This is a genomic window from Streptomyces sp. AM 4-1-1 (assembly GCF_029167625.1).
GTDB lineage: Bacteria > Actinomycetota > Actinomycetes > Streptomycetales > Streptomycetaceae > Streptomyces.
Genome location: NZ_CP119145.1, coordinates 6,650,300 through 6,675,129, shown reverse-complemented (window position 1 = coordinate 6,675,129; position 24,830 = coordinate 6,650,300). Strand labels below are relative to the sequence as shown.

The following is a 24,830-nucleotide window of genomic DNA, read 5'->3' as shown; positions in this document are numbered from 1 at the left end:
CGCCCGGTGGATACGGGAGCCCTGCGGATTTCCGGAGCCCTGCGGGTTCGGTGCTCAGCAGCCTCGCGAAACGCCGCGGACCGCTGGACCTGGCGGTTTCGCGAAGTCCGGCGCCCGGCGGATCTCCGAAGCCCAGCGGAGTCCGGCGCCCTGCGGATCTCCGAAGCCCCGCAGGTTCGGCGTCCGACAGCCTCGCGAAGCGCCGCGGACCGCGTGGACCTGGCGGTTTCACGGAGTCCGGCGCCCGGCAGCCCGCGGAAGTCACCGGTCCCGCAGAACCCTGCGGACCACGTGAAGCCGAGCACCGTCAGGTTCCGCAGGCCGCACCCTTCGGGCGCACGCCTCAGGACGCACGCCCCGCACGCCGTCAGGACGTGCGCGTGCTCAGACGGTCGTGGTCCGGCAGTCCGGGTGGCCCCAGCCCTGAGGGTTCTTCGCGATCATGTCCTTCGCGGCGTACGGCTTCCCGCAGTGGCACCGGCCGGCGAAGCGCGCCCGGATCGTCGCGCCGGAGCGCGTCCCCCGCGCCGATCCGCTCGTGGTCCTCGGTGCCGTGTCCCCTTCCCGCGGCTTCGTGACCCTGGCCTGGGCGGGTGCCGGCAGCTCCGTCGAACCGTGGGAGGTACCCGCCGCCCGCTGCGAGACGGCTGCCTCGCTGGCGGCCTGGTCGGCGAGGGCGTTGAGGTGGTCACCGTCCGCGCGGTGCGCGGGCACATAGCGGAAGTTCACGGTCCGCCCGGTCAGCAGGGCGTCGATACCGGCGACCAGATCGCGGTTGGCGACGGGTTTGCCCGCCGAGGTCTTCCAGCCGTTGCGCTTCCATCCGGGCAGCCACTTCGTCACCGCGTTCATCGCGTACTGCGAGTCCATGCGGACCTCGACCGGGACGGCCGGGTCGGTGGACTCCAGCAGTTCCTTCAGCGCGGTGAGCTCCGCGACGTTGTTGGTGGCCGTGCCCAGCGGGCCCGCCTCCCAGCGCTCGGGCCGGCCCTGTGCGTCGGCCACGACCCACGCCCAGGCGGCGGGACCCGGATTTCCCTTCGACGCCCCGTCACACGCGGCGATGATGCACTCGTCCATGCCCCCGATCATGCCAGCGCGGCGGGGCCCGCCGGTCCCCCGGCCGAACAGGACGTCGGCGCGGCCGGTGCCCATACTGGACATCACCGGTGGACCGGACACACCCGACCGGCCACCGTCCAGGGCGGAATCGCCCGCACGAGCGGGCCGGTCTTTCCGGCGTCCCCGCTGGAGCGCACGTCCCCGACACGGTTCAGGAGCGCAGGCATGAGCGGCACAGCGCAGATCGGCGTCACAGGGCTCGCGGTGATGGGCCGCAACCTCGCCCGTAACTTCGCCCGCAACGGCTACACGGTCGCCGTGCACAACCGCACCACGGCGAAAACCGACGCCCTGGTCGAGGAGTTCGGCGACGAGGGCACGTTCGTCGCGGCCCGTACCCCGGAGGAGTTCGTCGCGGCACTGGAGCGGCCACGCCGTCTCGTCGTCATGGTGAAGGCCGGCGACCCGACGGACGCGGTGATCCAGGAGTTCGCCCCGCTCCTGGAGGAGGGGGATGTCGTCATCGACGGCGGCAACGCCCACTTCGAGGACACCCGGCGCCGGGAGCGGGAGCTGCGCGAGCGCGGCATCCACTTCGTGGGCGTCGGCATCTCCGGCGGTGAGGAGGGCGCCCTGAACGGGCCCAGCGTCATGCCGGGCGGCTCTTCCGAGTCGTACGCGTCCCTGGGCCCGATGCTGGAGCGGATCGCCGCGAAGGCCGAGGACGGCACCCCGTGCACCACCCACATCGGTGCGGACGGCGCCGGACACTTCGTGAAGATGGTGCACAACGGCATCGAGTACGCGGACATGCAGCTGATCGCCGAGGCGTACCACCTGCTCCGGGCGGTCGCGGGCTACTCCCCCGCGAAGATCGCGGAGACGTTCCGGGGGTGGAACACCGGCCGCCTCGACTCGTATCTGATCGAGATCACGGCCGAGGTCCTGGCGCACGACGACGCCGCCACCGGAAAGCCGTTCGTCGACATCGTGCGGGACCAGGCCGAGCAGAAGGGCACCGGGCGCTGGACGGTGCAGATCGCCCTGGATCTCGGGGTGCCGGTGCCGGGCATCGCCGAGGCCGTCTTCGCGCGTTCGCTGTCGGGTCACGCGGACCTGCGGGAGGCCGCCCGTGGGCTGCCGGGGCCGACGCCCGCCCCGCTGGACGAGGCGGCGGCCGGAGCCTTCGCCGACCGGGTGGAGCAGGCACTGTACGCGTCCAAGATCGTCTCGTACACCCAGGGCTTCCACCAGATCCGGGCCGGCGGCCAGGCGTACGGGTGGGACATCGACCTCGGAGCGGTGGCGGCGATCTGGCGGGCCGGGTGCATCATCAGGGCCGCGTTCCTCGACCGCATCCGCTCGGCCTACGCCGCGAGCCCCGGACTGCCGCTGCTGCTCGCGGGCCGGGAGTTCACGGAGGAGGTCGGAGCGGCGCAGGACGACTGGCGCACGGTGGTCGCCGAGGCCGCCCGGCACGGGGTGCCGACCCCCGGCTTCGCCGCCGCGCTCTCGTACTACGACGGGCTGCGGGCCGAACGGCTGCCCGCCGCGCTCACCCAGGGGCAGCGGGACTTCTTCGGCGCCCACACCTATCGGCGCACGGACCGCGACGGCTCGTACCACACGCTCTGGGGCGGCGACAGGTCCGAGGTGGACACGGACTGACCATCCCTGGCCGGGGCCCGGCGCCGACCGGGCCCCGGGCCTGCGACGTCAGTGGTGCGGTGGGACGCCGACGGCCCGGCCGCCGCGCCGGACCGCCGCGCCCTCGCGGTCCTTCGCCCCGGCGCGGCCGGCCGTACCGGTGATCCGGTCCAGGTGGGCGAGCGCCGTACGGACGTCGGCGAGGGGGCCGTCGCCGGGGGCCGGTTCGGCGTCCAGCGCGGTGTCCTGTTCCAGCACGTACCAGCCGTCGTAGCCCACGGCTCCGAGGGCGGAGACAAGGGCGGCGATGTCGATGTCCCCTGCGCCGAGCGGCCGGTAGAGGCCGGTGCGCACCGCTTCGGCGTAGCCGGTCTCGCCGTTCCTCACCCGGCCGGCCAGTGCGGCGTCGACGTCCTTCAGATGGACGTGCGCGACGCGTTCGGCCGCCCGGACGGCGAGGGCGACGGGGTCGCTGCCACCGACCAGGAGGTGCCCGGTGTCCAGACAGAGGGGCACGGCGCTGCCGTCGAGCACCCGCGTGATGTCGTCGGGGCCCTCGACCAGGGTGCCGACATGCGGGTGGAGGACGGCGGAGACGCCCGCGTCGGCCGCCCGTCGCGTGAGCCGTTCGAGATTACGGAGGAGGATGTCCCAGCCCCGGGCGTCGAGTTCCGGCCGCCGGTCGTATCCGTGGTCACCCGTGGCGGCGGCGAGGACCAGGGTGCGCGCCGGGCCGAATCCGGCGAGGGCGTCGAGCACGGTCGGCAGCGGGTCGTGGTCGGGGCGGTGCAGTACGACGGGGACGAACCCTCCGACGGCGGTGAGGCCGTGTTCCGCGAGCAGCCGGGAGCGTGCCGCCGGGTCGCGCGGCAGGAAGCCGTCCGGTCCGAACTCCGTCGCGGACAGACCGGTCTCGGCCATTTCGGCGAGCACCCGCCCGGCGGACATCCGGTGGCCCCAGCCCGGGACCTCGCACACCCCCCAGGTGATGGGCGCCCCGGCGATCCGGATCATCGAAGGACCTCCGTGACCCGTACCGGGCGGCCGGACCGCCTGGACTCCTCGGCGGCCTCCGCGATCAGCAGCGCGGCGAGGGCGTCCTCGCCCGTGCAGGGACTGGGTCCGGCGCCCGCGACGAGCTCGGTGAACGCGGTGAGTTCGGCCGTGTAGGCGTCTCTGAAGCGGGTCAGGAACCCCTCGTGCGGCCGTTCGACGGGCCAGGGGTCGCCGTCGGTGCCGACGACCGGGGTGCGCGCGGTCAGCCCGGCCGCGAGGGTCCCCCTGGACCCGGAGACCTCCATCCGGACGTCGTAGCCGGCGCCGTTGTGACGGGTCGCGGTGCAGGAGGCGAGGGTGCCGTCGTCGAGGGTGAGCAGACTGACGGCGGTGCCGACGTCGCCCGCCGCGGCGAAGCACGCGTCGCCCCGGTCGGAACCGGTGGCGTACACCTCGACGACCTCGCGGCCGGTCACCCAGCGCACCATGTCGAAGTCGTGCACGGCGCAGTCCCGGAAGATCCCGCCGGAGACGGCCACATAGCCGGCCGGCGGCGGCTGGGGATCGGAGGTGACGGCCCGCACGGTGTGCACCCAGCCGAGCGCGCCGTCGGCGACGGAACGGCGCAAGGCCGCGTATCCGGTGTCGAACCGGCGCTGGAAGCCGACCTGCAAGGGGACCTGGGCAGTCGTCAGCTCGGCGAGGAGAGTTCGTGTGTCGGCGAGCGTGGCGGCTATCGGCTTCTCGCAGAAGACCGGGATTCCCGCCCCCGCGCAGGCACGGACGAGTGCCGCGTGGGTCGCCGTCGGCGCGGCGATCACCACACCGTCCGGTCGCGATGCCAGCAGCGCGGTGAGATCGGGCACCGCGTCGACGCCCAGTTTGTCGGCGACGGCTCGGGCCCGGTGCCCGTCGGCGTCGTGGAGCACCAGTCCGGTCACGGCCGGCAGACCGAGCAGGGTCTCGGCGTGGAAGGTACCGATGCGGCCGGTACCGATCAGTCCGATGCGCATGCGCGGATTCCTCCGGTTCCAGAAATCCGACGGGTCCGGCGTGCCCCGTGGCCTCGGGGCGTTCGTACCGTTGGACAAGAGTTCAGGACAAGCATGTGTACGGACACTACGGGCGTATGGAGCTCAGCCTGCGTCGGCATGACGGCTCCCTGTTCCTCGTCCGTCTCCTTCCGTCCTCTTCCCTCCGCGGGTCGTCGGCACCCGAACGGCCGACAACCGACCATCGGGCCCGGCCGCCACCAGGCCACGTAAGGCACCGATCGGTCCGTACGAGGATTCGACGCGCGAGGGCCGCGTGACCCGCGTACATCGGCGCGGTCGGCCGGCATGGAAGAGGGCCGGCACGGACGGTGATCGGATTGATCGGCCTGGGCGCTGATCGGCATGGGCGGGCCGCACCAGGGCACGCGGTACGGCGGGGACTTCACCGCCACGTCTTCCCACCACCGTCGGCCCGACATGCCGGGCCCCGCCTCACACTCATCCCGCCGCGGCCGGTCCGAGCGTCCGTTTTCCGCGCCTCCACGACTCGGCGGCGGGGCCGAAAACAGCCGGTGCCCGCATGGATCGAGAAGCTTGGCGGAAGAATCACCATGTACGACATCACTATGTACGACCGTTATGTGCGACTGCCGTGTGCGACCGTGCCGCGCAGGGTGACGCGGTACGGCGCCGAGCGGAGCGGATGGCACGAAGCAGGGAGAGGGAGGGTCGGTGGCACTCGACATCAGTGAGCCATTCGGACAGAACTGGACACACGCGGCTCAGTTCGGGATCGCTTTCGCCCTCTCCTGTGCGATCGGGCTGGAGCGCGAGATCCGTCAGAAGGCTGCCGGGCTGCGCACCTACACGATCGTCGGGCTGGGGGCCGCGCTGTTCACCCTCGTCAGCAAGTACGGCTTCAGTGATGTCCTGCTCACCGGGAGGGTGGAGCTGGACCCGTCCCGGGTGACCGCGCAGATCGTGTCGGGTCTCGGATTCATCGGGGGCGGCGTCATCTTCGTGCACCGTGGTTCGGTGCGGGGGCTGACCACCGCGGCCTCGATCTGGCTCACCGCGGCGGTCGGGGCGGCGGCCGGGGCCGGGCTGCCCGTGCTCGCGACGCTCGCCACCCTCGCGTACTTCCTCGTGTCGTACGGTGTCCGCCCGCTGGCCCATATGCTCCCGGCGCTGCGCAATGCCTCCATCGGATACCGGATCACCTACACCGAGGGCATGGGCACGCTGCGGGAACTGGTCAATCAGTGCACGGACGCCGGGTTCTCCATCTCCGAGCTGACCACGCTCAGCACCGAGGGGTCGGGAATGTTCCGCCGCCGGCGTACGGAGTCGCCGCGCGCCCTGGAACACGCGGTGGAGGTCGCGCTCAGCGTGCAGGGCCGTGGCGACGTGGACGCGCTCACCGCCCGGCTGGCGCGGACCACCGGCGTGCTGGCCTGCAGCAGGAGCGACGTCGCCGACGAATGACGCGAGGCGGGGCTGGGCGGGGCGGACGGGAGTGCCACGGGCCGAGTCGGGACTCGCCCGGTGACCGGCACCACGTGCCCGGCCCCGGCCCCCACCGCTGCTTCGCCGTCGGCCCCTCGCGTGGCCATCTCCCCCTCGCCACCCGGCTCTCGCGCGCCCACCACCCCCTTCACCACTCGGCTCTCGCACCGTGGCGCGCACCGGGGTCCGCTCGTATGCTCACTCGCGGTACGCCTCACGAGTGAGGTCCGGGCCGCTTTCGGACGGTGACCGGCCGGGTGGCCGACCACCGCGAGCAGTCCTGTCCGCTCGGCCCTGTCCGCTCAGCCCTGTTGCTCCGACGAAGACCTGGGAGGCCGCCATCACCGACGCCCGTTCCATGCCTTCCGCCCCACTGGTGCCGGGGTCCGGCACCTCGCGTCCGTCCCGTCCCGACCGCATCACCGCGGCGGTCCGGTACGCCGTCGAGACCGGGCTGCTCGGCGCGGACCGGCCGGTCGCCGGCTTCGTCGACACCGAAGGCGTGCATGACTCGGTCGCCGCTCTGCGTGAAGCCTTCACCGGCCCGTACCCGGTCCTGCACACCTTCGCCGCCAAGGCGGCCTCGCTGGTGCCGGTGCTCCGGCTGCTCGCCGACCGCGGAATGGGGTGCGAAGTGGCCTCGCCCGGTGAACTGCGGATCGCGCTCGACGCCGGTTTCGCGCCCGCGCGGATCGTGCTCGACTCCCCCGCCAAGACCCGCGAGGAGATCCGCCGGGCCCTGGAACTGGGCGTGGCCGTCAACGCCGACAACTTCGACGAACTCGAACGGATCGACGCGCTGCGCCCGCCCCACTCACGGTCGACCGTGGGGCTGCGGGTCAACCCCCAGGTGGGTGGGGGCGCGATCGGAGCGATGAGCACCGCGACCGACACCTCGAAGTTCGGGGTCGCGCTGCGTGATCCGGGGGCCCGTGACCGGGTGGCGCGAGCGTTCGCCGAGCGTCCGTGGCTGAGCAGGCTGCACACCCATGTCGGCTCCCAGGGATGCCCGTTGGAACTGATCGCGGCGGGGGTCGCGGAGGGGTACCGGCTGGCGGAGGAGATCAACGGGGCGCTCGGCGCGCGGCGGATCACGAGCCTCGACATCGGCGGTGGGCTTCCGGTCGACTTCACCGACGACGCCGACCGGCCGACCTTCGCCGAGTACGTGTCCGCCTTGCGCACCGCCGCGCCCGCCCTCTTCGACGGAAGGTACGCGCTGGTCACGGAGTTCGGACGGTCGCTGCTGGCGAAGAACGGCTTCATCGGCGCACTCGTGGAGTACACGAAGGAAGCGGGCGGGCGCCGGATCGCGCTCACCCACGCGGGTGCGCAGACCGCCACCCGTACGGTCCTGATGCCCGACGCCTGGCCGCTTCGGGTCGGCGCGTTCGACGCGACGGGCCGGCCGAAGCGGGGCGCCGCGCTGGTGCAGGACATCGCGGGCCCCTGCTGCTTCGCCGGTGATGTGGTCGCGTGGGGCCGGGAACTGCCCGAGCTGAGCGAGGGTGACTTCGTGGTGCTGTACGACACGGGGGCTTACTACTTCTCCACGCCGTGGGGCTACAACAGTCTGCCCCGGCCCGCGGTCCACGGCTTCCGCGTGGACGGCGCCGAGCAGGGGGTGCGCTTCGCCACGGTCCGCGACGCGCAGACGCTGGACTCGGTATCGGCGGAGAGCGGCCTCGGCCATGTGGACGCCCTGCTCACGCTCGCGGACGACACTCGCCCGACGCCGTCGGACGGGCCGCGCACACCACCCGCGCCAGGACGGCCGGGACGCCCCTGACCGCGAGCCGGTGCGCATTCCCCGTACCTGGCCCGTCACCGGCCGGGGCGCCGCACCACCTCGGCCGGGACGTTACGCCGCCCGGGGCCTCACCGGGCCGGCCGGGCGGCGGCGCGGGCCCGGTGTCACCCGGCCGGTGAGGGCGAGGGCTCCGGATCGGGCACCGGGTCGGGGTCCGGAGTGGGCGGCTGCGGGATCGGATCCGGGGAGGGACCGGGGGGCGTGGGGCGGGGCGGTGTGGGAGCGGGACCCGGCGGTACGGGGGTGGGCTGCGGCAGAGGGCTCGGCGGACCGGGTACCGGCCGGGGCGCCGGAGGTACGGGTTCCGGGAACGGATGGGTCATCTCGGCCTCCAAGGGTTCGAGAGGTGTCGAGTGGATCTCGTCTCCACCGTCTCCCGGTGCGGCTGCCCGCGCCTGCCGAGTCCACACGTACGGAACGGCCCCGGCCGTCTCCCGTGCCCGTCCGCATTTCCCGGCCCCCGCGTCCCCGATGGCGGTGTCGTCGGGGGACGCGGGACGTCCTCTCACGCGCAGGCGGAACGCGGGGCGGCCGAGTGGGTAGGTGATCCGCCCGGCGGCACTGTCAGCCGGTGACGCCGACGGCGTGCGGGCTCCGCTCCGTACGGCTGCCCGGAACCGGCGCCGACGCATCGGTACCGAGCGCGACGATCCGGTTGTTCGCGTCGACGTGCACGACGCTCGGGATCAGCGAGCGCGCCTCGGCGTCGTCGACCTGGGCGTAGCTGATCAGAATGACGAGATCACCGGGGTGGACGAGGTGGGCGGCGGCGCCGTTGATGCCGATGACCCCGGAGCCGCGTTCGCCCTCGATGACGTACGTCTCGAGCCGGGCGCCGTTGTCGATGTCGACGATGTGCACCAGTTCGCCGGGGAGCAGATCGGCGGCTTCCATCAACTCGGCGTCGATGGTGACCGAGCCGACATAGTGCAGATCGGCCTGGGTCACGGTGGCCCGATGGATCTTGGACTTGAACATTGTACGTATCATCGAGGTACTCCTACAAGTAGGCTCCCTGCCTGCTTTTTTGCAGGTCAAGGGCTGTTTCGACAGCCTACAGCGAGTCGCGCGCTCGGACAGCTTTCCCCAAGTTTTCCAGGACTCGTGCTGACCACTTGCCGACTTTGCCGACACTCCGTCAGGCGACTGGAGGAGGACCGCACCCCCATCACGGATCGCATCACGGCGACGACCCAAGCCTATGCGGCACCACCGAAGGGCGTCCGTAATCACGGTCACATGGACGGGCTGGCCGGAAGTCGGATACGCGCCCCCAATGGCCACCTGCCGGCAAGCCCCCTCGCGGCCTGCCCTGAGGAAGAACGCACTGACAGACCCATCCCTGGTGGGCGTGCGACGACGGCTACGGCACCTCGCGGCGCTGTCGGAACGTCCCCGTACATCCAGTACGCGGACGCCCCTCCACCTTGCGATACACCGCATCTGGCGCCGCACTCTGATCCACCACGGATCGCGGGACAGCCCTTGGTATCACCGCGCCGCCCGCCCGCAGCTTCGCGACGAGTTCGGCGTCGGCGCGCGGCGGCTTCCCGGCCCGGGCCAGGGACCCGGCGGTCGTCGGCATGTCGCGGGTGTCCACGTTGTCCTTGAGCAGGACGGGGATGCCGTCCAACGGACCGCGTGCGGCCGAGGCGGTGCCTGATGTCGCTGGCCGCCGCCTACCCGAGGGCCGTCGGGCTGGCGTGCGGACCGCGTTGATCTTGGGGTCGATGGCCTTGATCCGCCGCAGGTAGGCGAGGGTTAGCCGAACCGAGGACAGCGAGCCGCGGGCCATTTGGGCCTGCAGTTCGGGGATGGTGACGGTGTCGAGGTCGATGCCGCCGAGCGGCGTCGACTCGGCGGATCGCGCCGAGCCGCCGGGCGGGAGGAAGCGGCTGCCTGAGGACCGAACGCCACCGCCCTCAAGGGGGCCATGACCAGGACCGCAGCCAGGGCCGCCGTGCTTCTCTTCGTCATGGCGCATACCCCACTACACGGGGGCCGTGCGGGACAAGGGACCCTCACCGGTCGCCTCAGCACGTCCGTCCGTACGGCGCAAGACCGAACGCGTAAACGGGAGTTCGGGGGCCGACGGGCGGTACAGGGCAGCGCTCAGCCTCTTGACGGGTTCCCCTCCTTCGCTAAGGTCTAGACCTGCAAGCGTCGGTCTAGACCTTCGCATGTGAAGTTGCCACATCGGCAACGTCGTACGTTCACGTGGGCGGACCCGGCATGCACGAAGGGAATTGAATGTCATGAACATGAAGAAAAAGTGGGCCGCAACCTTGGGTGCTCTGGTCGCTCCCGCAGTGGCCTTGGGCCTCCCGGCGCCCTCGGCGAGCGCCCACGGCTGGGTGGTCTCGCCGTCCAGCCGGCAGGACCAGTGCGCCAACCGCGTGGTCCAGTGCGGTGATATCAAGTACGAGCCTGCGAGCGTCGAGGGTCCGAAGGGGCTGCGCACCTGTAGCGGAGGCGACCCCCGCTGGGCGGACCTGGACAACGACAGCAAGGGCTGGAAAGTCACCCCGGTCGGCACCGCGCAGAACCTGACGTGGACGATCGAGGCGCGCCACGCCACGAGTAACTGGCAGTACTTCATCGGCAACCAGAAGATCGCCCAGTTCAACGACAACGGCCGCATCCCCGCCGCCACGGTCAACCACCAGCTGAACTTCAGCGGGTTCAGCGGTAAGCAGAAGCTGCTCGCCGTCTGGAACATCGCGGACACCGCCAACGCGTTCTACGCCTGCATCGACGTGAACATCGGCGGCGGCAACGGCGGCGGCGGTGACGGTGGCGGCGGTGACGGTGGCAACAACGGCGGCGGCGGTGACGACGGCGGTAACGGCGAGGAGCCCGGCGACTGCACGACCGCGGCCTGGAACGCCGGCAACGTCTACAACGGCGGCGAGACCGTCTCGTACAACGGCCACAACTGGCGGGCCAAGTGGTGGGTGGCCGGCGACAAGCCCGGTACCACCGGCGAGTGGGGCGTCTGGGAGGACCTCGGCGCCTGCTGAGCCGGCCCGCAACCGTCGTGATCCCCCAGCGGCCCTGACCCCCGCGGCCCTGATCCCGGGAGCGTAGGCCCCTCAGTGGCCCTGGTCCCGCAGCGGCCTGGTCCACCCGCACCCCGAGCGCGACCACTCGATCACGACCGGCCGGCGCAGGTCCCGGAAGGAACCTGCGCCGGCCGTTTCCACACCTTCCCCACATCCGGGCACCGCCCCCCGCCACCAGGAGACAGCGTGAGAAGTCGGCATCGCCTGCTCGCCTGCGCCACTGTTGCCCTGCTCGGCGGCGCCGGCGCGCTGATGACCCCCGCCACCGCGCAAGCGGCCAACCTGCTGACCAACCCCGGTTTCGAGGCCGGTGACCTCGCGGGCTGGTCCTGCGCCGGGAACACCGGCTCGGTCGTGAGCAGCCCCGTGCACGGCGGCACCCGCGCGCTGGCCGGGGCCGCGAGCAACTCGGACACGGCGCGGTGCGCGCAGACGGTGTCCGTGCGGCCCAGCACGAAGTACACCCTCTCGGCGTGGGTGCGCGGCTCTTACACGTACCTCGGTGTCCAGGGCGGCACGTCCACCTGGACGGCCTCCGCTTCTGACTGGAAGCAGCTGACGGTCTCCTTCACGACCGAGTCCTCCCAGCAGAGCGCCGAGATCTATCTGCAGGGCTGGTACGGGCAGGGCACGTATTACGCGGACGACATCAGCCTGGACGGTCCGGGCGGCAGCGACGACACCGACGCGCCCTCCGCGCCCGGCAACCCGCGTGCCACCGGAACCTCCGCCACCAGCGTCTCGCTGGCCTGGGACGCGGCCTCCGACAACGTCGGCGTCAGCGGTTACGACGTGTACCGCGACGGCACCCTGGCGACCTCGGTGACTGGCACATCGGCGACCGTCGGCGGGCTGACGCCCAGCACCGCGTACCGCTTCACGGTCCGGGCGAAGGACCGGGCGGGCAACGCGTCACCGGACTCCGCGGCCGTCACCGCGACCACCGGCGAGGGCGGCGGCAGCGGCGCCCGCTTCATCCAGGCCGCGCCGTACCTCTACCTCGGCTGGGGCAACCCGCCGAGCCCGGCCGAGGTCATGAAGGCCACCGGCATCAAGTGGTACACCATGGCCTTCGTCCTCGCGCAGAACGGCTGCAACCCGACCTGGGACAGCCAGCGCCCGCTGACCGGCGGCTCGGACGAGGCGGCGATCAAGGCGATCCGGGCGGCGGGCGGCGACGTCGTCCCGTCCATCGGCGGCTGGAGCGGCAACAAGCTCGGGCCCAACTGCTCGACGACCGAAGCGCTCGCCAGTGCCTATCAGAAGGTCATTGACGCCTACGACCTCAAGGCCATCGACATCGACATCGAGAACACCGACGAGTTCGAGAACGCCGCTGTCCAGGACCGCATCCTCGGCGCCCTGAAGACCGTCAAGCAGAACAACCCCGGCCTCCGCACCATCGTCACCTTCCCCACCCTCAACACCGGGCCCAACTCGTGGGGCAACCGCCTCATCGAACGCGCCCGGACCCTCGGGGCGGACATCGACAACTTCACCATCATGCCGTTCAACTTCGGCGGCCAGGCCGACATGTACGGCAACACCGTCAAGGCCACCGAAGGCCTCAAGACCAAGCTCGCCTCCACCTTCGGCTGGACCGAACAACAGGCCTACAACCACGTCGGCATCTCCGGCATGAACGACTCGAGCGACGCCGGTGAGGTCACCACGCCCGAGATCTGGACCCAGATCCGTGACTGGGCCAACAGCCACGATCTCGGCCGGCTCGCCTTCTGGGCGGTCAACCGCGACCGCCCAGCCTGGCAGTTCACCTCCATCACGGCCCGTTTCACCGGTTGATGCACTCGCACCATCGGTCCGTGGCGTACGCCCTCCCGTGAGGGCGCACGCCACTTCCGGTGCCGGCCGTGCGCCGCGGCCGTCGCGCCGAAGAGGACGCCTACCTGAAACAGCGCCACCGACCTGGGCGTTCGGAGCATACGGAAACAGCACGAACGTGCGCTTCACCCTGGCGCGATCAAGGCCCGGCGCCCAACGGAACGGATACGCTCACCTTCCGGGACCCCCACCTATAGGCTCGTAGGACAGGTGAAGGTCAGCGACGCCAGTCGCCCGCCGCCCGGGTTGAACGAGCTGGAGCGCACCAGCGACGGAGCGGTATGGGCCAACGTCCACCCCAGCGACACCATCGTGCCCGCCGCCGGAACCACCCACGCACTTCGTGCGACGTACCGAGGTCGGCTCCTGAGCAATTTGGTACGTCGCACCAAGTTGGTATGTCACACCAAAAAATGTCACCATGGAGGTATGCCGATGCCAACGCGCCGTGCCGGGCGGCGCAATCAGGTGCTCTCCAGGGAGCAGATCCTCACCGCCGCCATCGAGTTGCTGGACGGGGGCGGCGAGGGCGCACTGACGGTGCGGGCGCTCAGTGAGCGCCTGTCGACGGGGGCCGGGGCCATCGCGTATCACGTGGGAAAGCGGGATGATCTGCTGGACGCGGCGACCGAAACGGTCGTGACAGCGGCTCTGGCCGAGACACCCGCGCCGGCGCGGTCCACACCGGCCGAGGAGATCCGCGTGGCGGCACTGGCCCTGTTCGACGCGATCACAGCTCACCGGTGGCTGGCCACACGGCTGACCCTGCAAATCGTCCGCAACCCGGTGGGTCCGGTCACAGTCGGCATCTTCGAGCGGATCGGCCAGCAGGTGCAGGCCCTCGGTGTGCCGCGGGAGCGCTGGTTCGACGCGGCTTCGACACTCGTGCACTACATCCTCGGCGCGGTCAGCCAGAACGCCCGCGTCGAAGGGGACAGTCCCGGCGCCGACGGCGAAGTCGACCGCGGGGAGTACTTCGACGCGGCCTCGGCGCGATGGCGAGCACTCGCGCCCGGGACCTATCCGTTCATGCACGCCATCGGCGGCCAGATGAGGGACCACGACGACCGCGAGCAGTTCCTCACGGGCATCACCGTCATCCTCGACGGCCTCGTCCGTCTGCACTGACGCCCCCGGCCGGGCAGCCCCGGCCAGGGCTTTGAGAAGAGGACACCTCCATGCATGACGTCATCGTCGGGCGGCGCACACGCGCGAGCCGCGCGGGGCCACATCCGGCAATGGTGCGGCTGGAGAGGTTCGCCGCGTACACCGTCGAGACCGTGGGCGTCGCCCGCACCGGCATTCTTCTGTCACCCGGAGGTGGCGTCTGGGACGCGATCGAGGACGACGCCGCCGAGCTGAACACCGCTCTGCTGACCGAGCTGGCCCGCCTCGATCTCGCCTGCGTGCACCTGGAGGCCACCACCGACGAGGACACCCTCCTCCAGCTGAGGAACGCCTGGCCCGGCACCCTGATCATCAGCCCCACCATGCCCGGCGGAGCCAAGCAGACCGGCAAGTCCGAAGCCGACCACTGGCTGGGACTCGGCGCCGACCTGATCGCCTTCCGCCGCGCCTTCCTCGCCAACCCCGACCTCGCCGAACGACTGCGCGCCGGCCTGCCCGTCGCCCCCGCCGACGAGAACACCTTCTACCAAGGCGGCGACAGCGGGTACATCACCTATTTGACGTACCAGTACACCGCCTGACCGGCACCCAACGGAATCCGCAGAGCGGCCGCGAGTCTTCGCGGCCGCGGCCCGCCACGCCTTGGAGGGCCTGGACGACGAGGCGCCGGGGTCGACCTGGCCGAGAATCCGGAGTTCGCCGAAGGGCCGTCCACATCATCGAGGGCCTGCTCAAGAGCCCCTCCGAGGTGAAGTTCGACCGGATCGTGGCTGCCTGCTCCTTCCACGCCGTCCTCCCGGTGCTGCTCGCGCAGGCCCGGTCCGGCGGAAAGATCCTGCTCACCCTGTCCGGCTGCCTCTACGTGGCGGGAGCCGGCCAGGATCGGCCGTGGGCAGCCGGTGTGCTTGGAGGGACTCGGGGCAGGAACCATAACGATCACTCTTCTGAGCAGGAGTGAAAGGGGCGCGCCGAAGCCTGGGGAGGTCAAGGCGCGCCCTTGCCGTCTTGTTACGCTTCCTGTGCCTCCCGCGGGGGAAGACCGGTGAGAATCCGGCGCTGACCCGCAACGGTGTGCGCGGCCCACGTCGGCCACGCAAGTCCGATGACCCGCGGCAGGTGAGCAACCCGTCAACCGCTCGCCGCGGACTGCGAGCAGGGACCTCTCAGAGCCCCCGGGCTCTTCTGGTGCCTGCCCTGCGCGTTCCACCGGTGGCACCAACCCGGAGGATGTGCGCCCGTTTTGCCCCGCACCGCCGCTCTCTCTGTCCCCGCGGAAGTCTCGCGCGGACGAATACCGACTGCGCCGCTGGTCGTCGGACTCGCACTCGTGTTGGTCGTCTCACTCGCGTGCGGGGTCGGGCTCGGAGCGACCGGAATGGGCTGGGGCCAGGTGCTGCGGCTCATGTGGGCCGGCCTCAGCGGCGGGAGTATTGATACCGGCGACGCGGGGGCGTACACCATCGTGTGGGAGATCCGCTTCCCGCGCGTCGTACTCGCGGCCGTGGTCGGCGCGGGGCTCGCCGCGGTCGGTGTCGCGGTGCAGGCGCTGGTTCGGAACGCTCTGGCCGATCCCTTCGTGCTCGGTATCTCCTCGGGCGCCGCTGTCGGCGCCAACGCGGTCATCCTGTTCGGCGCGCTCGCCGGTCTCGGCGTATGGGCACTCTCCTTCTCCGCCTTCGTGTCGGCGCTCGCCGCGACCCTCATCGTCTACGCGGTGGCCCGCTCCCCGCTCGGGCTCAGCCCGCTGCGGCTCGTCCTGACCGGCACGGCGCTCGCATACGGTTTCCAGGCGGTCACCACCGTCATGGTCTTCAGCGCCGAGCGAGGCGAGGCGGCTCGCGCAGCGATGATGTGGCTGCTCGGCAGCCTGGGCGGCGCGACGTGGCCGAAGGTGCCGCTGGCGGCTGCGACGGTGCTGGCGGGCTGGCTGTGGCTCAAACTGCGGGCAGGCGCGCTGGACGCGCTCTCGATGGGTGACGAGACGTCGTCGGTGCTGGGCGTGCCGCCCCAGCGGCTGCGGCGTGAGCTGTTCGTCGTTACGGCGGCTGTGACGGGCACGGTGGTCGCCGTGAGCGGGGCGATCGGTTTCGTCGGGCTGATGGTTCCGCACCTCGTGCGGATGCTCGTGGGCGCCTCGCACACCCGTGTACTCGCGGTCGCGCCGCTCGCCGGAGCGGTACTGCTCGTGTGGGCCGACCTCCTGTCGCGGGCGCTGCTCGCGCCCACCGAGCTGCCCGTCGGCGTGGTCACGGCCGCCCTCGGCGTGCCCGCGTTCCTGCTGCTCATGCGGCGTGGCGGCCACGCGCTCACAGGACGCTGAGTTCAGGCGTCCAGCAACACCATCCGTACCCGTATCGATGTTCATCATGAAGGAGGAGACGTGCGGCTCGACGTCGAAGGCGTTTCGGTCGAGGTGGCCGGCACGCGGCTCGTCGACGAGGTCACCCTCGACGCGCCCACCGGAACCTTCGTGGGACTGATCGGGCCCAACGGCAGCGGGAAGTCGACGCTGCTGCGGTGCGTCTACCGGGCACGACGCCCCGACACGGGAGTCGTCAGGGTCGGCAGCGAGGATGTGCACCGCATGACGCCCCGGGCCGCGGCGCGCCTGCTCGCCGCGCTTCCGCAGGAGTCGGCCGCGGACTTCGACTTCACGGTCACCGAGGTCGTCACGATGGGACGCCTGCCGCACCGCGAGCGCACCTCCGTGGGTGACCGGCAGATCGTCCTGAAGGCCCTGGAACAGGCAGGAGTGGCGCACCTCGCCACGCGCAGCTTCCTGTCGCTCTCCGGCGGGGAGAAACAGCGGGTACTCATCGCCCGTGCGCTCACCCAGCAGCCGCGCGTCCTCGTCCTGGACGAGCCCACGAACCACCTCGACATAGCCCACCAGCTCGATGTGCTGCGCCGGGTCCGTGCCAGTGGCCCGACCGTGCTCGCTGCCCTGCATGACCTGAACCTCGCCGCCGCCCACTGCGACCGGCTGCACGTCCTGTGCGGCGGCCGCGTCGTCGCCTCGGGCCCCCCGGACGAGGTCCTGTCCCCCGCGCTGCTCGCCGAGGTCTTCGGCGTAAGGGCGCACCGGGTGCGCCACCCCGAAACCGGCGCCACCCAGTTCCTCTTCGATTCACTGACTCCCTGACTCCCCGGAAGGCTCCTGTGCACAAGCTCGTGACCACCGCCTCGCTCGGCCTCGCCGCCGCCCTCACGCTGACCGGCTGCGGTGCGAAAGTCTCACCCGACGACAAGAACACCGAGCCGCAAGCCGTGACCGTCACCAACTGCGGGAAGAAGGTCACTTACGACAAGCGACCCGAGCGGGTGGTGACCAACGATGTCGGCATCACCGAGCTCATGTTCGCTCTCGGCCTGGAGAGCCACATGGCGGGCTACGTCATGCCCGGCGACAAACGTTCCGTCGAGGACCTGCCGTACAAGGACGCATACGACAAGGTGAAGTGGCTCTCCAAAGACCGCATCACCAAGGAGACAGCGCTCTCCGTACGCGCCGACCTCGTCCTCGCCGGCTGGAACTACGGCTTCAACGAGAACGCGTTGACGCCGGACGAGCTGCACAAGGCGGGCATCGATACGTATCTGCTCACCGAGTCCTGCCGCAACGCCCGCACCAGCACCTCGCGCGGAGTCATGCCGCCACTCGACGCGCTCTACACGGATCTGGAGAACCTCGGCACGATCTTCGGCGTCGAGGAGCGCGCACAAAAGCTGATCAAGCAGTACAAGGCAACGGTTGCCGACGTTCGAGCGAAGGCCCCCCAGGGCGCGGACCGGCCCTCGGTGTTCCTCTACGACAGCGGCCAGGACCAGCCCTTCACCTCGGGCCGCTACGCCGCACCCGAGCAGATCATCAGCGAGGCCGGGGGCGTCAACCTCCTGCACGACCTCAAGGACTCCTGGACAGCGGTCGGCTGGGAGACGGTCGTGAAGAGGAACCCGGACGTCATCGTCATCAACAACTACGGCTCGACGAGCGCGGAGCAGAAAAGGAAGTTCCTGCTCTCTTACCCGCCGCTGCGAAACGTCTCCGCGATCAAGCACAAGCGGATCTACACGCTGGACTACGCCGATCTCGTCGAGAGCCCGCGCAACCCCTCAGCGATCGAGCGGCTCGGCACGTACCTGCGCCAAGGCGCTGACGGTTCCTGAGAAGAACGGCAGAGGCCCGGACACGGCATAGGCACGGACTTACGCCTCTCCATCGGAGAAAGCACAGTGGGGCGCTATCCCGCCCTGGACACGCGCCCATCCACCGCCCAGCGGGTCACCGACCCCGTCGGCGCACTGCTGTGGATCTCGCCCGCGCTGCCGGGCCGCACCCACGACCTGGCCGCCGCCCGCACCCACCGGATCAGAACTCACTGATGACGGCCGGTCGGCGCCGTGGATTCGCGCCGGTCCTTGTCCCTCGGACTCACTGCACGTAACGGGCACGTTCCGGCGTACAGGGTGTGCCGGCCGTCACCGGGTCGACCGTGAAGGACAGCGGGACCCCGCTCGTGCCGTCGGCCGTGTCGTTGTCCCCGAGTTCGACATTTCCGGATCGTCGAATGCCCTCAGGCGGACGTCCGACCCATGGTGACCGTGCTGTTCGCGGCCGCCGGCGACGACCGCGAACAGCACGGTTCGTCCTCGCGACGGATGCACCGTCCCCGAGGAAGTCAGAGGCCGAGCACGCGGCGCAGCCACGACAGCCGCGCCGCGAGGGCGGCCCGGCTCGTCTCGTGGCCGGGGGCGAAGACGTCGAAGCCGTGGAAGGCTCCGTTCCAGATGTGCAGCTCCGCCTCTCCGCCCGCGGCCCAGATGCGGGACGCGTAGGCCACGTCCTCGTCGCGGAACAGCTCGGCGCTGCCTGCCTCGATGAACGCCGGCGGAAGAGCTGACAGGTCCGCCGCGCGGGCGGGTGCGGCGTAGACCGACACGTCGGCCGTGGGGTCGCCCGCCTTCTCGCCGAGCAGCGCCTGCCAGGCGACCACATTGATCCCACGCTGCCAGGTGCCGGTGCCGTCGTACTGGTGGCTGGAGACGGTCGTGTTGGTGTCGTCGAGCATCGGGCACAGCAGCAACTGCCCAGCCAGAGGTGGCCCGTTGCGGTCGCGGGCCAGCAGAGAGACCCCGGCCGACAGGCCACCCCCCGCGCTGCCGCCCATGACGACGACACGGCAAGGGTCGACGCCGAGTTCGGCGGCGTTCTCCGACATCCACTTCAGGCCGGCGTAGCAGTCCTCGACCGGTGCCGGATCGGGGTTCTCCGGGGCGAGGCGGTATCCGACGCAGACGGCGACGACGCCGAGCTGTTCCACGAGGTCGGCGATCCTCGGGATGTCCTGGTGGCGGTGGCCGCTGATGGTGCCGCCGCCGTGGATGTTGTAGAGCCCCGGTACCGGGGCGCCCAGGTACCGCGGACGCAGCACGGTGATTTCGAGGTCCGGAGCGCCGTCCGGCCCGGGGACCGTACGCTCCTCGGCGTCGATCTCACGCGTGCCGATGACCTCCGCGACCGTCAGCTGGGGGAAGACCCCGGCCTCACGCATCAGCGGGACGGTCTCCAGCGACGGTGCGGGCCCGTCTCCCGAAGGCATGCTCTCCAGCACCGCGTTCAGGGCCGGGTCGAAGGGAACTGGGGTGACTGGCATGACTCTCCCCTTGCTTCAGTTTGCTTGTGGTGGTCCGACCCGTGATCGGACCGGTGATCGGATCAGCGCGGAAGACCGTGTCGTGTCCTGGTCCGACACGGCCAGGCACACCGGGCCGGGAGGACGTGACGGTAGGGGCCCGCTACCTCGGCGGCGCGAAGGTGAGTGCCCGCGCCGGGTTGTCGACCATGATCGACCGGATGGCCTCCTCCGCCACCCCGAGACGGCGCAGGGCCGGCAGGAAGTACCGCGGGATGTAGTCGAAGCCCTTGCCGCCGTACTTCTTGAGCTGGATCTTCTGGCACACGTCGTGGCCGAGCACGATCCGCTCCGCCCAGCCCCGTTCCACCAGGTCCGCGACGCCCCGGGCGACCTTGTGATCGCTCATCAGGAACAGGTGGCCCCACGGGCTTCCGGGTGAGGCCATGAAGTCGAACTCCACGAAGACGCCACGGGCCAGCAGGCGTTCGCCGAACGACGGGTCCGCCAGGACGTCCGAGGCGTGTCCCAGTACGACGTTCGAGGGGGCGACGCCCTCCTCCTCCAGGATGTCGAGGACCCGGAACTTCTCCTCACCGACGCCGCCGACATGGAAGGTGAGGGGCGCCCCGGTGATCCGGCCGGCGCGTGCGCCGGCCCGCACGCTCTTGAGTTCGTTGTCGGTGAGCGGCGCGGTCTCCGCACCGATCTCACCGATGACGCCGGTACGGACGCCGGTACCGTCGGCGCCGATCACGACATCGCGCACGATGATGTCGGTGAGTTCGTCGACGCCGCGCGCGTCCATGTCCGCCGGGTGGAAGGCGGGGGTGTACCAGCCGCCGCCCATGACGACGTTGAGCCCGCCGGCCTCGGAGAGTCGCAGGAGCTTGCCGGGGTCCCGGCCCAGGCCGATGGGGGACACCTCGACCAGGGTGCCGCCGCCGGCCCGGGTGAAGGCCCCCACCTCCGACAGCATCTCGTCGAAGTCGTCCATCACGTCGTTGTCGGCGTTCGGACATCCGTGCCGCGTGCGTGCGAGGTTGGCGAGCGTGAGCGGTTCGGCGGCCTCGGGCGAGTCCTCGCCGGGTCGGCGGAAACGCGCCGGACGCCGCAGGTCGACGAAGACGTGCTCGTGCATGAGCGTCTGTCCCAGCGTGGCCGGGTCCACCGGTCCGGCGACGGTCAGGACCTGGCCGGCGATGTCCGGGATCTCGAACGGGTAGCGGCTCACGAGTCTGCCCTCGGGGTCGGGACGGTCAGGAGCCGCCCGGGGTTGTGCACGGTGACGGCCTCGACGAGGGAGTCGTCGGCTCCGAGCATCTTCAGGTACGGGACGAACTGCTGGAGGACGAAGCCGTAGCCGCCGCCACCCCAGGCGAGGAGTTGTGATTTGGCACAAACGCCCTGCGACAGGAGAACCTGGCCGACACGGCCACGGCGGGCGAGTTCGAGCACGGCCGCGGCGACGTCCTGGTCGTCGGAGACGCTGAGCACCGACGGGAGCCGCCCGAGGCGGTCGAACTGTACGAACACGCCGCGCTCCAGGAGCGGTTCGAGGTCGTCGGGGCGGGGCGAGAGCGCGTCGCAGCACCCGACGACGACCCGGGCGAGGTCCGCGCCCTCGTCGGCGAGCAGATCGAGCACACGCCGCTGGACGGCCGGATCGTCGGACCGGTCGAGCGAGATCGCGGCGCCGGTCTCGGCCGACGCCCTCGCGGCCGCGACGAGAACGGCGCGCTGGGCGGACTCGTCCGGGTCGAGCGCCGCGATCCGCCCGATGACGCCGGCGCGCACGCCGTCCACGCCCTCGGTGAGATCCCGTACGAGCTCTTCGGTGAGACTCCGCGCGTCCCGGCCGGTGAGCCCCCCGGCCCACGCCGGGTGGTACCACCCGGCGCCCATCACGATGTGTACGCCGGTCGTCTCGGAGATCCCGCGCAGGGCGGCGGGCCGGCGGCCGAGCCCGACGCTCGTGAGGTCCACCAGCGTGCCGCCGCCGGCCCGGCGGAACGCGGCGGCCTCGTCCTCGGCGCGCCCGATGTCGTCGAGCAGCCGGTCGTCCTGGTTGGGGACGCCCATGGCGACCTCGCCGAGGAGTTCCATCGTGAGTGGTTCACCAGGCGGCCGGGGTCCGCTCACGGCCCCGGGCTGGTCGCGGTCCGTCGCCCGGCACCCGGCCGCCGCGCCGGGCGGGGCGAAGTCGCCCAGCAGGTGTTCGCACGGAAGGACCGCGCCGAGCGCGTCCGGCGAGAGCGCGCCGGTGACCGTGACGACCGTTCCCCGCGGTGCCTGCGAGGCCGCGGCGACGGGAACCGCGCCTGCGGCCGAGTCGGTAGTGGACATGCGGTCAATATAATAGGTAAGACAATTAATCGTATAGGATTTTGCGCAAACAAAGTGCCTTTCTTGGCGCAGTCAGCCTCTCAGGACGAGCACCGGACGCCCGGCACCGCAGCCCGGCACGGTCACAGAGAGAACCCCGGGGCCCGGTTGACGGGACACCGGTACAGCAAAACAGCCTCGCACTGCGAGTACGCCCCGGCGAGGCCCCACGACCCCGCGACACGGGAACGACCGTACGGACCACTGGTCCGGTGCGCGTGAGAACCCGGTTGCACCACACCCACTCCCACCCCCCGTCGCACCTGACGGCCGCGCCGACGGGGCGCGCTCCGGTCATGCGCCGGAAGCCGGCGCACTCCTCAAACCTATAAACAAGTCAGTTCGTTACCGTTTCTTTATTTGATCAGCCTATCGTGACATTTCAGCAGGTCAGGGCTTCGCACCCGAGACCCTCGCCGCCGCGATCGCATCCACTCCCCCCTTGTGAGCCTTGTCGGCTTCTTGTATACATCACGTTCATCAGGTCGCCGCCGGTAGGCCGCACGGCTTCCGGGCCCGGCGTCACCCACTCGATCGGGTGACGCGTCGGCAAGACCGGCCTGAACAGCCGAGACGAACCAGGAGGAGCTGACGATGGCTCAATGCCCGGCATCGACGCGCTTGCGCGTCATCGGCACCGGCGAGCAGTTGCACATCCGGCCACGGCGGCTCGTCGTCGCCGGATACACCGCCCGCGACCGCGACGCGGTCGACCGGCACATCACCGAGCTCGCCGCGATCGGCGTACCGCCGCCCGCCACCGTTCCCGCCTTCTACGACCTCGATCCGGCGCTGCTCACCACGGAACCGGTGGTCGAGGTGGCGGGCCCCCGCACCTCCGGCGAGGTCGAACCGGTCCTGGTGCGGCATGCCGGGAGGTGTTTCGTCGCGGTGGGGTCGGACCACACCGACCGTGAACTGGAACGAGCGCATATCGGCTCGTCGAAGGCCGCCTGCCCGAAGCCCATCGGCGGTGACGTGGCCGAGTTCGTCGCCGGGTCGCCCGCCGCCGACTGGGACCGGCTGGTCGTCCGCTCCTCGGTGGACGGCCGTCCGTACCAGTCGGGGCCGGTGTCCACCCTGCGGCACCCGGCGGATCTGATCGAACAGGTGACCGCCGCTCTCGGTCCGTCCGACGGAGACCTCGTGATGTTCTGCGGGACTCTCCCCCTCCTCACGGGCGCCTTCGTGTACGGCACGCACTGGCGTCTCGAACTGGAACTCCCCTCGGGCCAGGCCCTGGCCCACAGCTACGACCTCAGGAAGAAGGACGCGTGATGCGCACCGGATGCGACTATCTGGCCTCCCTCAAGGATTCCCGGCAGGTGTACGTCGACGGCGTGGCCGTCGACGACGTGACGACCCATCCCGGCTTCGCGCCCATCGCGTCGGTGATCGCCGGTCTCTTCGACACCGCCGCCGACCCGGCGTCGGACATGACATGCGTCGACCCCGCCACCGGCAGGACGGTGAACCGGCTGTTCACCGCTCCCCGCAGCGCGCGGGACCTCACCGCCTTCCGGGAGGCGGCCACCGTGTGGGCGCGGCGCAGCCACGGCTGGGTGGGCCGCAGTCCTGATCATGTCGGCGCGTTCCTGTCGGCGTTCGCCGCGCATCCGGAGGCGTTCGCCTCGGGCACTCGTGACTTCGGCGCCCATGTGGCGGCCTACCGGCGGCGGGTCGCCGAGGAGAGTCTTCACGTCTCGTACGCGATCATTCCGCCGCAGGTCTCCCGGGCGGATTCCGGCCAGGCGTGGGCGGGGGATCTCGTACAGGTCGGGATCGTCGACGAACGGGACGACGGCATCGTGGTGCGGGGCGCCCAGATGCTGGCCACCGGGGGCGCCGTGGCGGACGAGATCCTGGTCTCGTGCATCAAGCCGCTCGGCCCGGAGGACACCGACTTCGCCGTCAGTTTCGCGGTCCCGGTCGGGGCCCCGGGTCTGAGGCTGCTCTGCCGGAGGCCGTACGCGCCCGGTGCGAGCAGCGTCTACGACTATCCCCTGACCAGCCGCTTCGACGAGACCGACGCGCTGCTCGTGTTCGACGACGTGTTCATCCCGTGGGAGCGGGTCTTCGTCCACCGTGACATCGCGGGGCTGCGCAGGCAGTTCTTCGACACGGGCGCCCATCTGTTCGGCAACTGGCAGGCGCAGATCCGCTTCACCGTGAAGCTTCAGTTCCTGGCCGGGCTGGCCCGCAAGATCGCCGCGGTCAACGGGGTGGACAGGTTTCCGGGCGTGGTGGAGAAGCTCGGCGAACTCGCCTCCCTCGTCTCGCTCGTGGAGTCCGCCGTGCTCGCCGCCGAGTACACCGCCGCCCCCGACGAGCAGGGGCTGTGGCGCCCCGGTGTCCGTGCGGTGTACGGCGCCATGGGTCTCCAGTCGGAGCTGTACCCCAGGGTTCTGGCGATCCTGCGCGATCTCGCCGGCGGCGGGGTCCTCCAGGTGCCGGCCGGTGTGGGCGACATGACGAGTCCGCGGACCCGCCCGGACATCGACCGCTGCCTGTCCACACCGACCGCTTCCGCCGAGGACCGGGTGAAGCTGTTCAAGCTGGTCTGGGACGCGGTGGGCAGCGAGTTCGCCGGCCGGCACCACCAGTACGAACTCTTCTACGCCGGCGCCCCGTTCGTCGTCAGGGGCTACGCCTTCCGCAACTACGGATTCGACGCGCACGTGGCCGACGTGGAGACCTTTCTGGCCGGTTACGGCGTCGGGTCCGAAGCCTGAGCCGAGTCGGCACGATTACCCGACCGAGAGGA

At 70.9% G+C, this 24,830-nt stretch carries 19 protein-coding genes, 2 pseudogenes and 1 riboswitch; of the genes and pseudogenes, 13 read left to right on the top strand and 8 right to left on the bottom strand.

Annotation, left to right across the window (positions count from 1 at the left end; translation table 11 throughout):
• Positions 1–384 precede the first annotated feature (384 nt).
• Positions 385–1,080 carry a ribonuclease H gene (locus tag PZB75_RS28330; RefSeq protein ID WP_275538133.1) on the bottom strand — a complete coding sequence of 232 codons (696 nt, stop codon included), beginning with the start codon at positions 1,078–1,080 and terminating at the stop codon, positions 385–387.
• 207 nt (positions 1,081–1,287) lie between these two features.
• Here PZB75_RS28330 and gndA point away from each other — a divergent pair, with 207 nt between their 5' ends.
• Positions 1,288–2,730 carry an NADP-dependent phosphogluconate dehydrogenase gene (gene gndA, locus PZB75_RS28325; protein WP_275538132.1) on the top strand — a complete coding sequence of 481 codons (1,443 nt, stop codon included), beginning with the start codon at positions 1,288–1,290 and terminating at the stop codon, positions 2,728–2,730.
• A 48-nt stretch (positions 2,731–2,778) separates the two neighbouring features.
• Here gndA and PZB75_RS28320 read toward each other — a convergent pair whose 3' ends face one another.
• Both PZB75_RS28320 and PZB75_RS28315 read right to left on the bottom strand, forming a co-directional pair.
• Entirely contained in the window at positions 2,779–3,723 is a 945-nt protein-coding gene (locus PZB75_RS28320) for a TIM barrel protein (RefSeq protein WP_275538131.1), read from the bottom strand.
• On the bottom strand, positions 3,720–4,718 hold the full coding sequence (locus tag PZB75_RS28315; RefSeq protein ID WP_275538130.1) for a Gfo/Idh/MocA family oxidoreductase: 999 nt from the start codon (positions 4,716–4,718) through the stop codon (positions 3,720–3,722). The genes PZB75_RS28320 and PZB75_RS28315 overlap by 4 nt, the downstream gene beginning before the upstream one ends.
• A 714-nt stretch (positions 4,719–5,432) precedes the next feature.
• Here PZB75_RS28315 and PZB75_RS28310 point away from each other — a divergent pair.
• Together PZB75_RS28310 and PZB75_RS28305 are read left to right on the top strand one after the other, a co-directional pair.
• The gene (locus tag PZB75_RS28310) at positions 5,433–6,185 is read left to right on the top strand and encodes an MgtC/SapB family protein (RefSeq protein WP_275538129.1); all 753 of its coding nucleotides are present in this window, start codon (positions 5,433–5,435) and stop codon (positions 6,183–6,185) included.
• 379 nt (positions 6,186–6,564) lie between these two features.
• Complete coding sequence (locus PZB75_RS28305) at positions 6,565–7,995, top strand: diaminopimelate decarboxylase (protein WP_275538128.1); 1,431 nt, start codon at positions 6,565–6,567, stop codon at positions 7,993–7,995.
• A 585-nt stretch (positions 7,996–8,580) separates the two neighbouring features.
• Here the strand turns inward: PZB75_RS28305 and panD are convergent.
• Positions 8,581–9,006: an aspartate 1-decarboxylase gene (panD, locus tag PZB75_RS28300; RefSeq protein ID WP_275538127.1), complete on the bottom strand. Its 426-nt coding sequence runs from the start codon at positions 9,004–9,006 to the stop codon at positions 8,581–8,583.
• A gap of 373 nt (positions 9,007–9,379) precedes the next feature.
• Complete coding sequence (locus PZB75_RS28295; protein ID WP_275538126.1) at positions 9,380–10,000, bottom strand: amidase family protein; 621 nt, start codon at positions 9,998–10,000, stop codon at positions 9,380–9,382.
• A gap of 271 nt (positions 10,001–10,271) precedes the next feature.
• On the opposite strand from PZB75_RS28295, the gene PZB75_RS28290 reads away from it, so the two are divergent.
• The 8 genes and pseudogenes from PZB75_RS28290 to PZB75_RS28255 form a co-directional block, all read left to right on the top strand.
• Positions 10,272–11,036: a lytic polysaccharide monooxygenase gene (locus PZB75_RS28290; protein WP_275538125.1), complete on the top strand. Its 765-nt coding sequence runs from the start codon at positions 10,272–10,274 to the stop codon at positions 11,034–11,036.
• Positions 11,037–11,264: 228 nt separating this feature from the next.
• Positions 11,265–12,881 carry a carbohydrate binding domain-containing protein gene (locus tag PZB75_RS28285; RefSeq protein WP_275538124.1) on the top strand — a complete coding sequence of 539 codons (1,617 nt, stop codon included), beginning with the start codon at positions 11,265–11,267 and terminating at the stop codon, positions 12,879–12,881.
• Between the two features lie 468 nt (positions 12,882–13,349).
• Complete coding sequence (locus PZB75_RS28280) at positions 13,350–14,048, top strand: TetR/AcrR family transcriptional regulator C-terminal domain-containing protein (RefSeq protein ID WP_275538123.1); 699 nt, start codon at positions 13,350–13,352, stop codon at positions 14,046–14,048.
• A gap of 131 nt (positions 14,049–14,179) precedes the next feature.
• Positions 14,180–14,629 (top strand): annotated as a pseudogene (locus tag PZB75_RS28275) (alkene reductase); the annotation flags it as partial.
• 402 nt (positions 14,630–15,031) lie between these two features.
• Positions 15,032–15,178: riboswitch (cobalamin riboswitch) on the top strand.
• A 197-nt stretch (positions 15,179–15,375) separates the two neighbouring features.
• Positions 15,376–16,368 (top strand): iron ABC transporter permease, encoded by a 993-nt coding sequence (locus PZB75_RS28270; protein ID WP_275538122.1) that lies wholly within the window; start codon positions 15,376–15,378, stop codon positions 16,366–16,368.
• A gap of 60 nt (positions 16,369–16,428) precedes the next feature.
• The gene (locus tag PZB75_RS28265; protein ID WP_275538121.1) at positions 16,429–17,190 is read left to right on the top strand and encodes an ABC transporter ATP-binding protein; all 762 of its coding nucleotides are present in this window, start codon (positions 16,429–16,431) and stop codon (positions 17,188–17,190) included.
• 17 nt (positions 17,191–17,207) lie between these two features.
• On the top strand, positions 17,208–18,215 hold the full coding sequence (locus PZB75_RS28260) for an ABC transporter substrate-binding protein (protein WP_275538120.1): 1,008 nt from the start codon (positions 17,208–17,210) through the stop codon (positions 18,213–18,215).
• A 108-nt stretch (positions 18,216–18,323) separates the two neighbouring features.
• A pseudogene (locus tag PZB75_RS28255) lies at positions 18,324–18,419 on the top strand (IS5/IS1182 family transposase); the annotation flags it as partial.
• A gap of 308 nt (positions 18,420–18,727) precedes the next feature.
• On the opposite strand, the gene PZB75_RS28250 reads toward PZB75_RS28255, so the two are convergent.
• From PZB75_RS28250 to PZB75_RS28240, 3 genes are all read right to left on the bottom strand, one after another.
• Positions 18,728–19,702 carry an alpha/beta hydrolase gene (locus PZB75_RS28250; protein ID WP_275538119.1) on the bottom strand — a complete coding sequence of 325 codons (975 nt, stop codon included), beginning with the start codon at positions 19,700–19,702 and terminating at the stop codon, positions 18,728–18,730.
• 142 nt (positions 19,703–19,844) lie between these two features.
• Entirely contained in the window at positions 19,845–20,915 is a 1,071-nt protein-coding gene (locus PZB75_RS28245) for an aryldialkylphosphatase (protein ID WP_275538118.1), read from the bottom strand.
• Positions 20,912–22,027 (bottom strand): phosphotriesterase, encoded by a 1,116-nt coding sequence (locus PZB75_RS28240; RefSeq protein ID WP_275538117.1) that lies wholly within the window; start codon positions 22,025–22,027, stop codon positions 20,912–20,914. The genes PZB75_RS28245 and PZB75_RS28240 overlap by 4 nt, the downstream gene beginning before the upstream one ends.
• Positions 22,028–22,660: 633 nt before the next feature.
• On the opposite strand from PZB75_RS28240, the gene PZB75_RS28235 reads away from it, so the two are divergent.
• Complete coding sequence (locus PZB75_RS28235; protein ID WP_275538116.1) at positions 22,661–23,344, top strand: DUF2848 family protein; 684 nt, start codon at positions 22,661–22,663, stop codon at positions 23,342–23,344.
• Entirely contained in the window at positions 23,344–24,798 is a 1,455-nt protein-coding gene (locus PZB75_RS28230; protein WP_275538115.1) for a 4-hydroxyphenylacetate 3-hydroxylase N-terminal domain-containing protein, read from the top strand. Before PZB75_RS28235 ends, PZB75_RS28230 begins: the two co-directional genes overlap by 1 nt.
• The last annotated feature ends 32 nt before the right edge of the window (positions 24,799–24,830 follow it).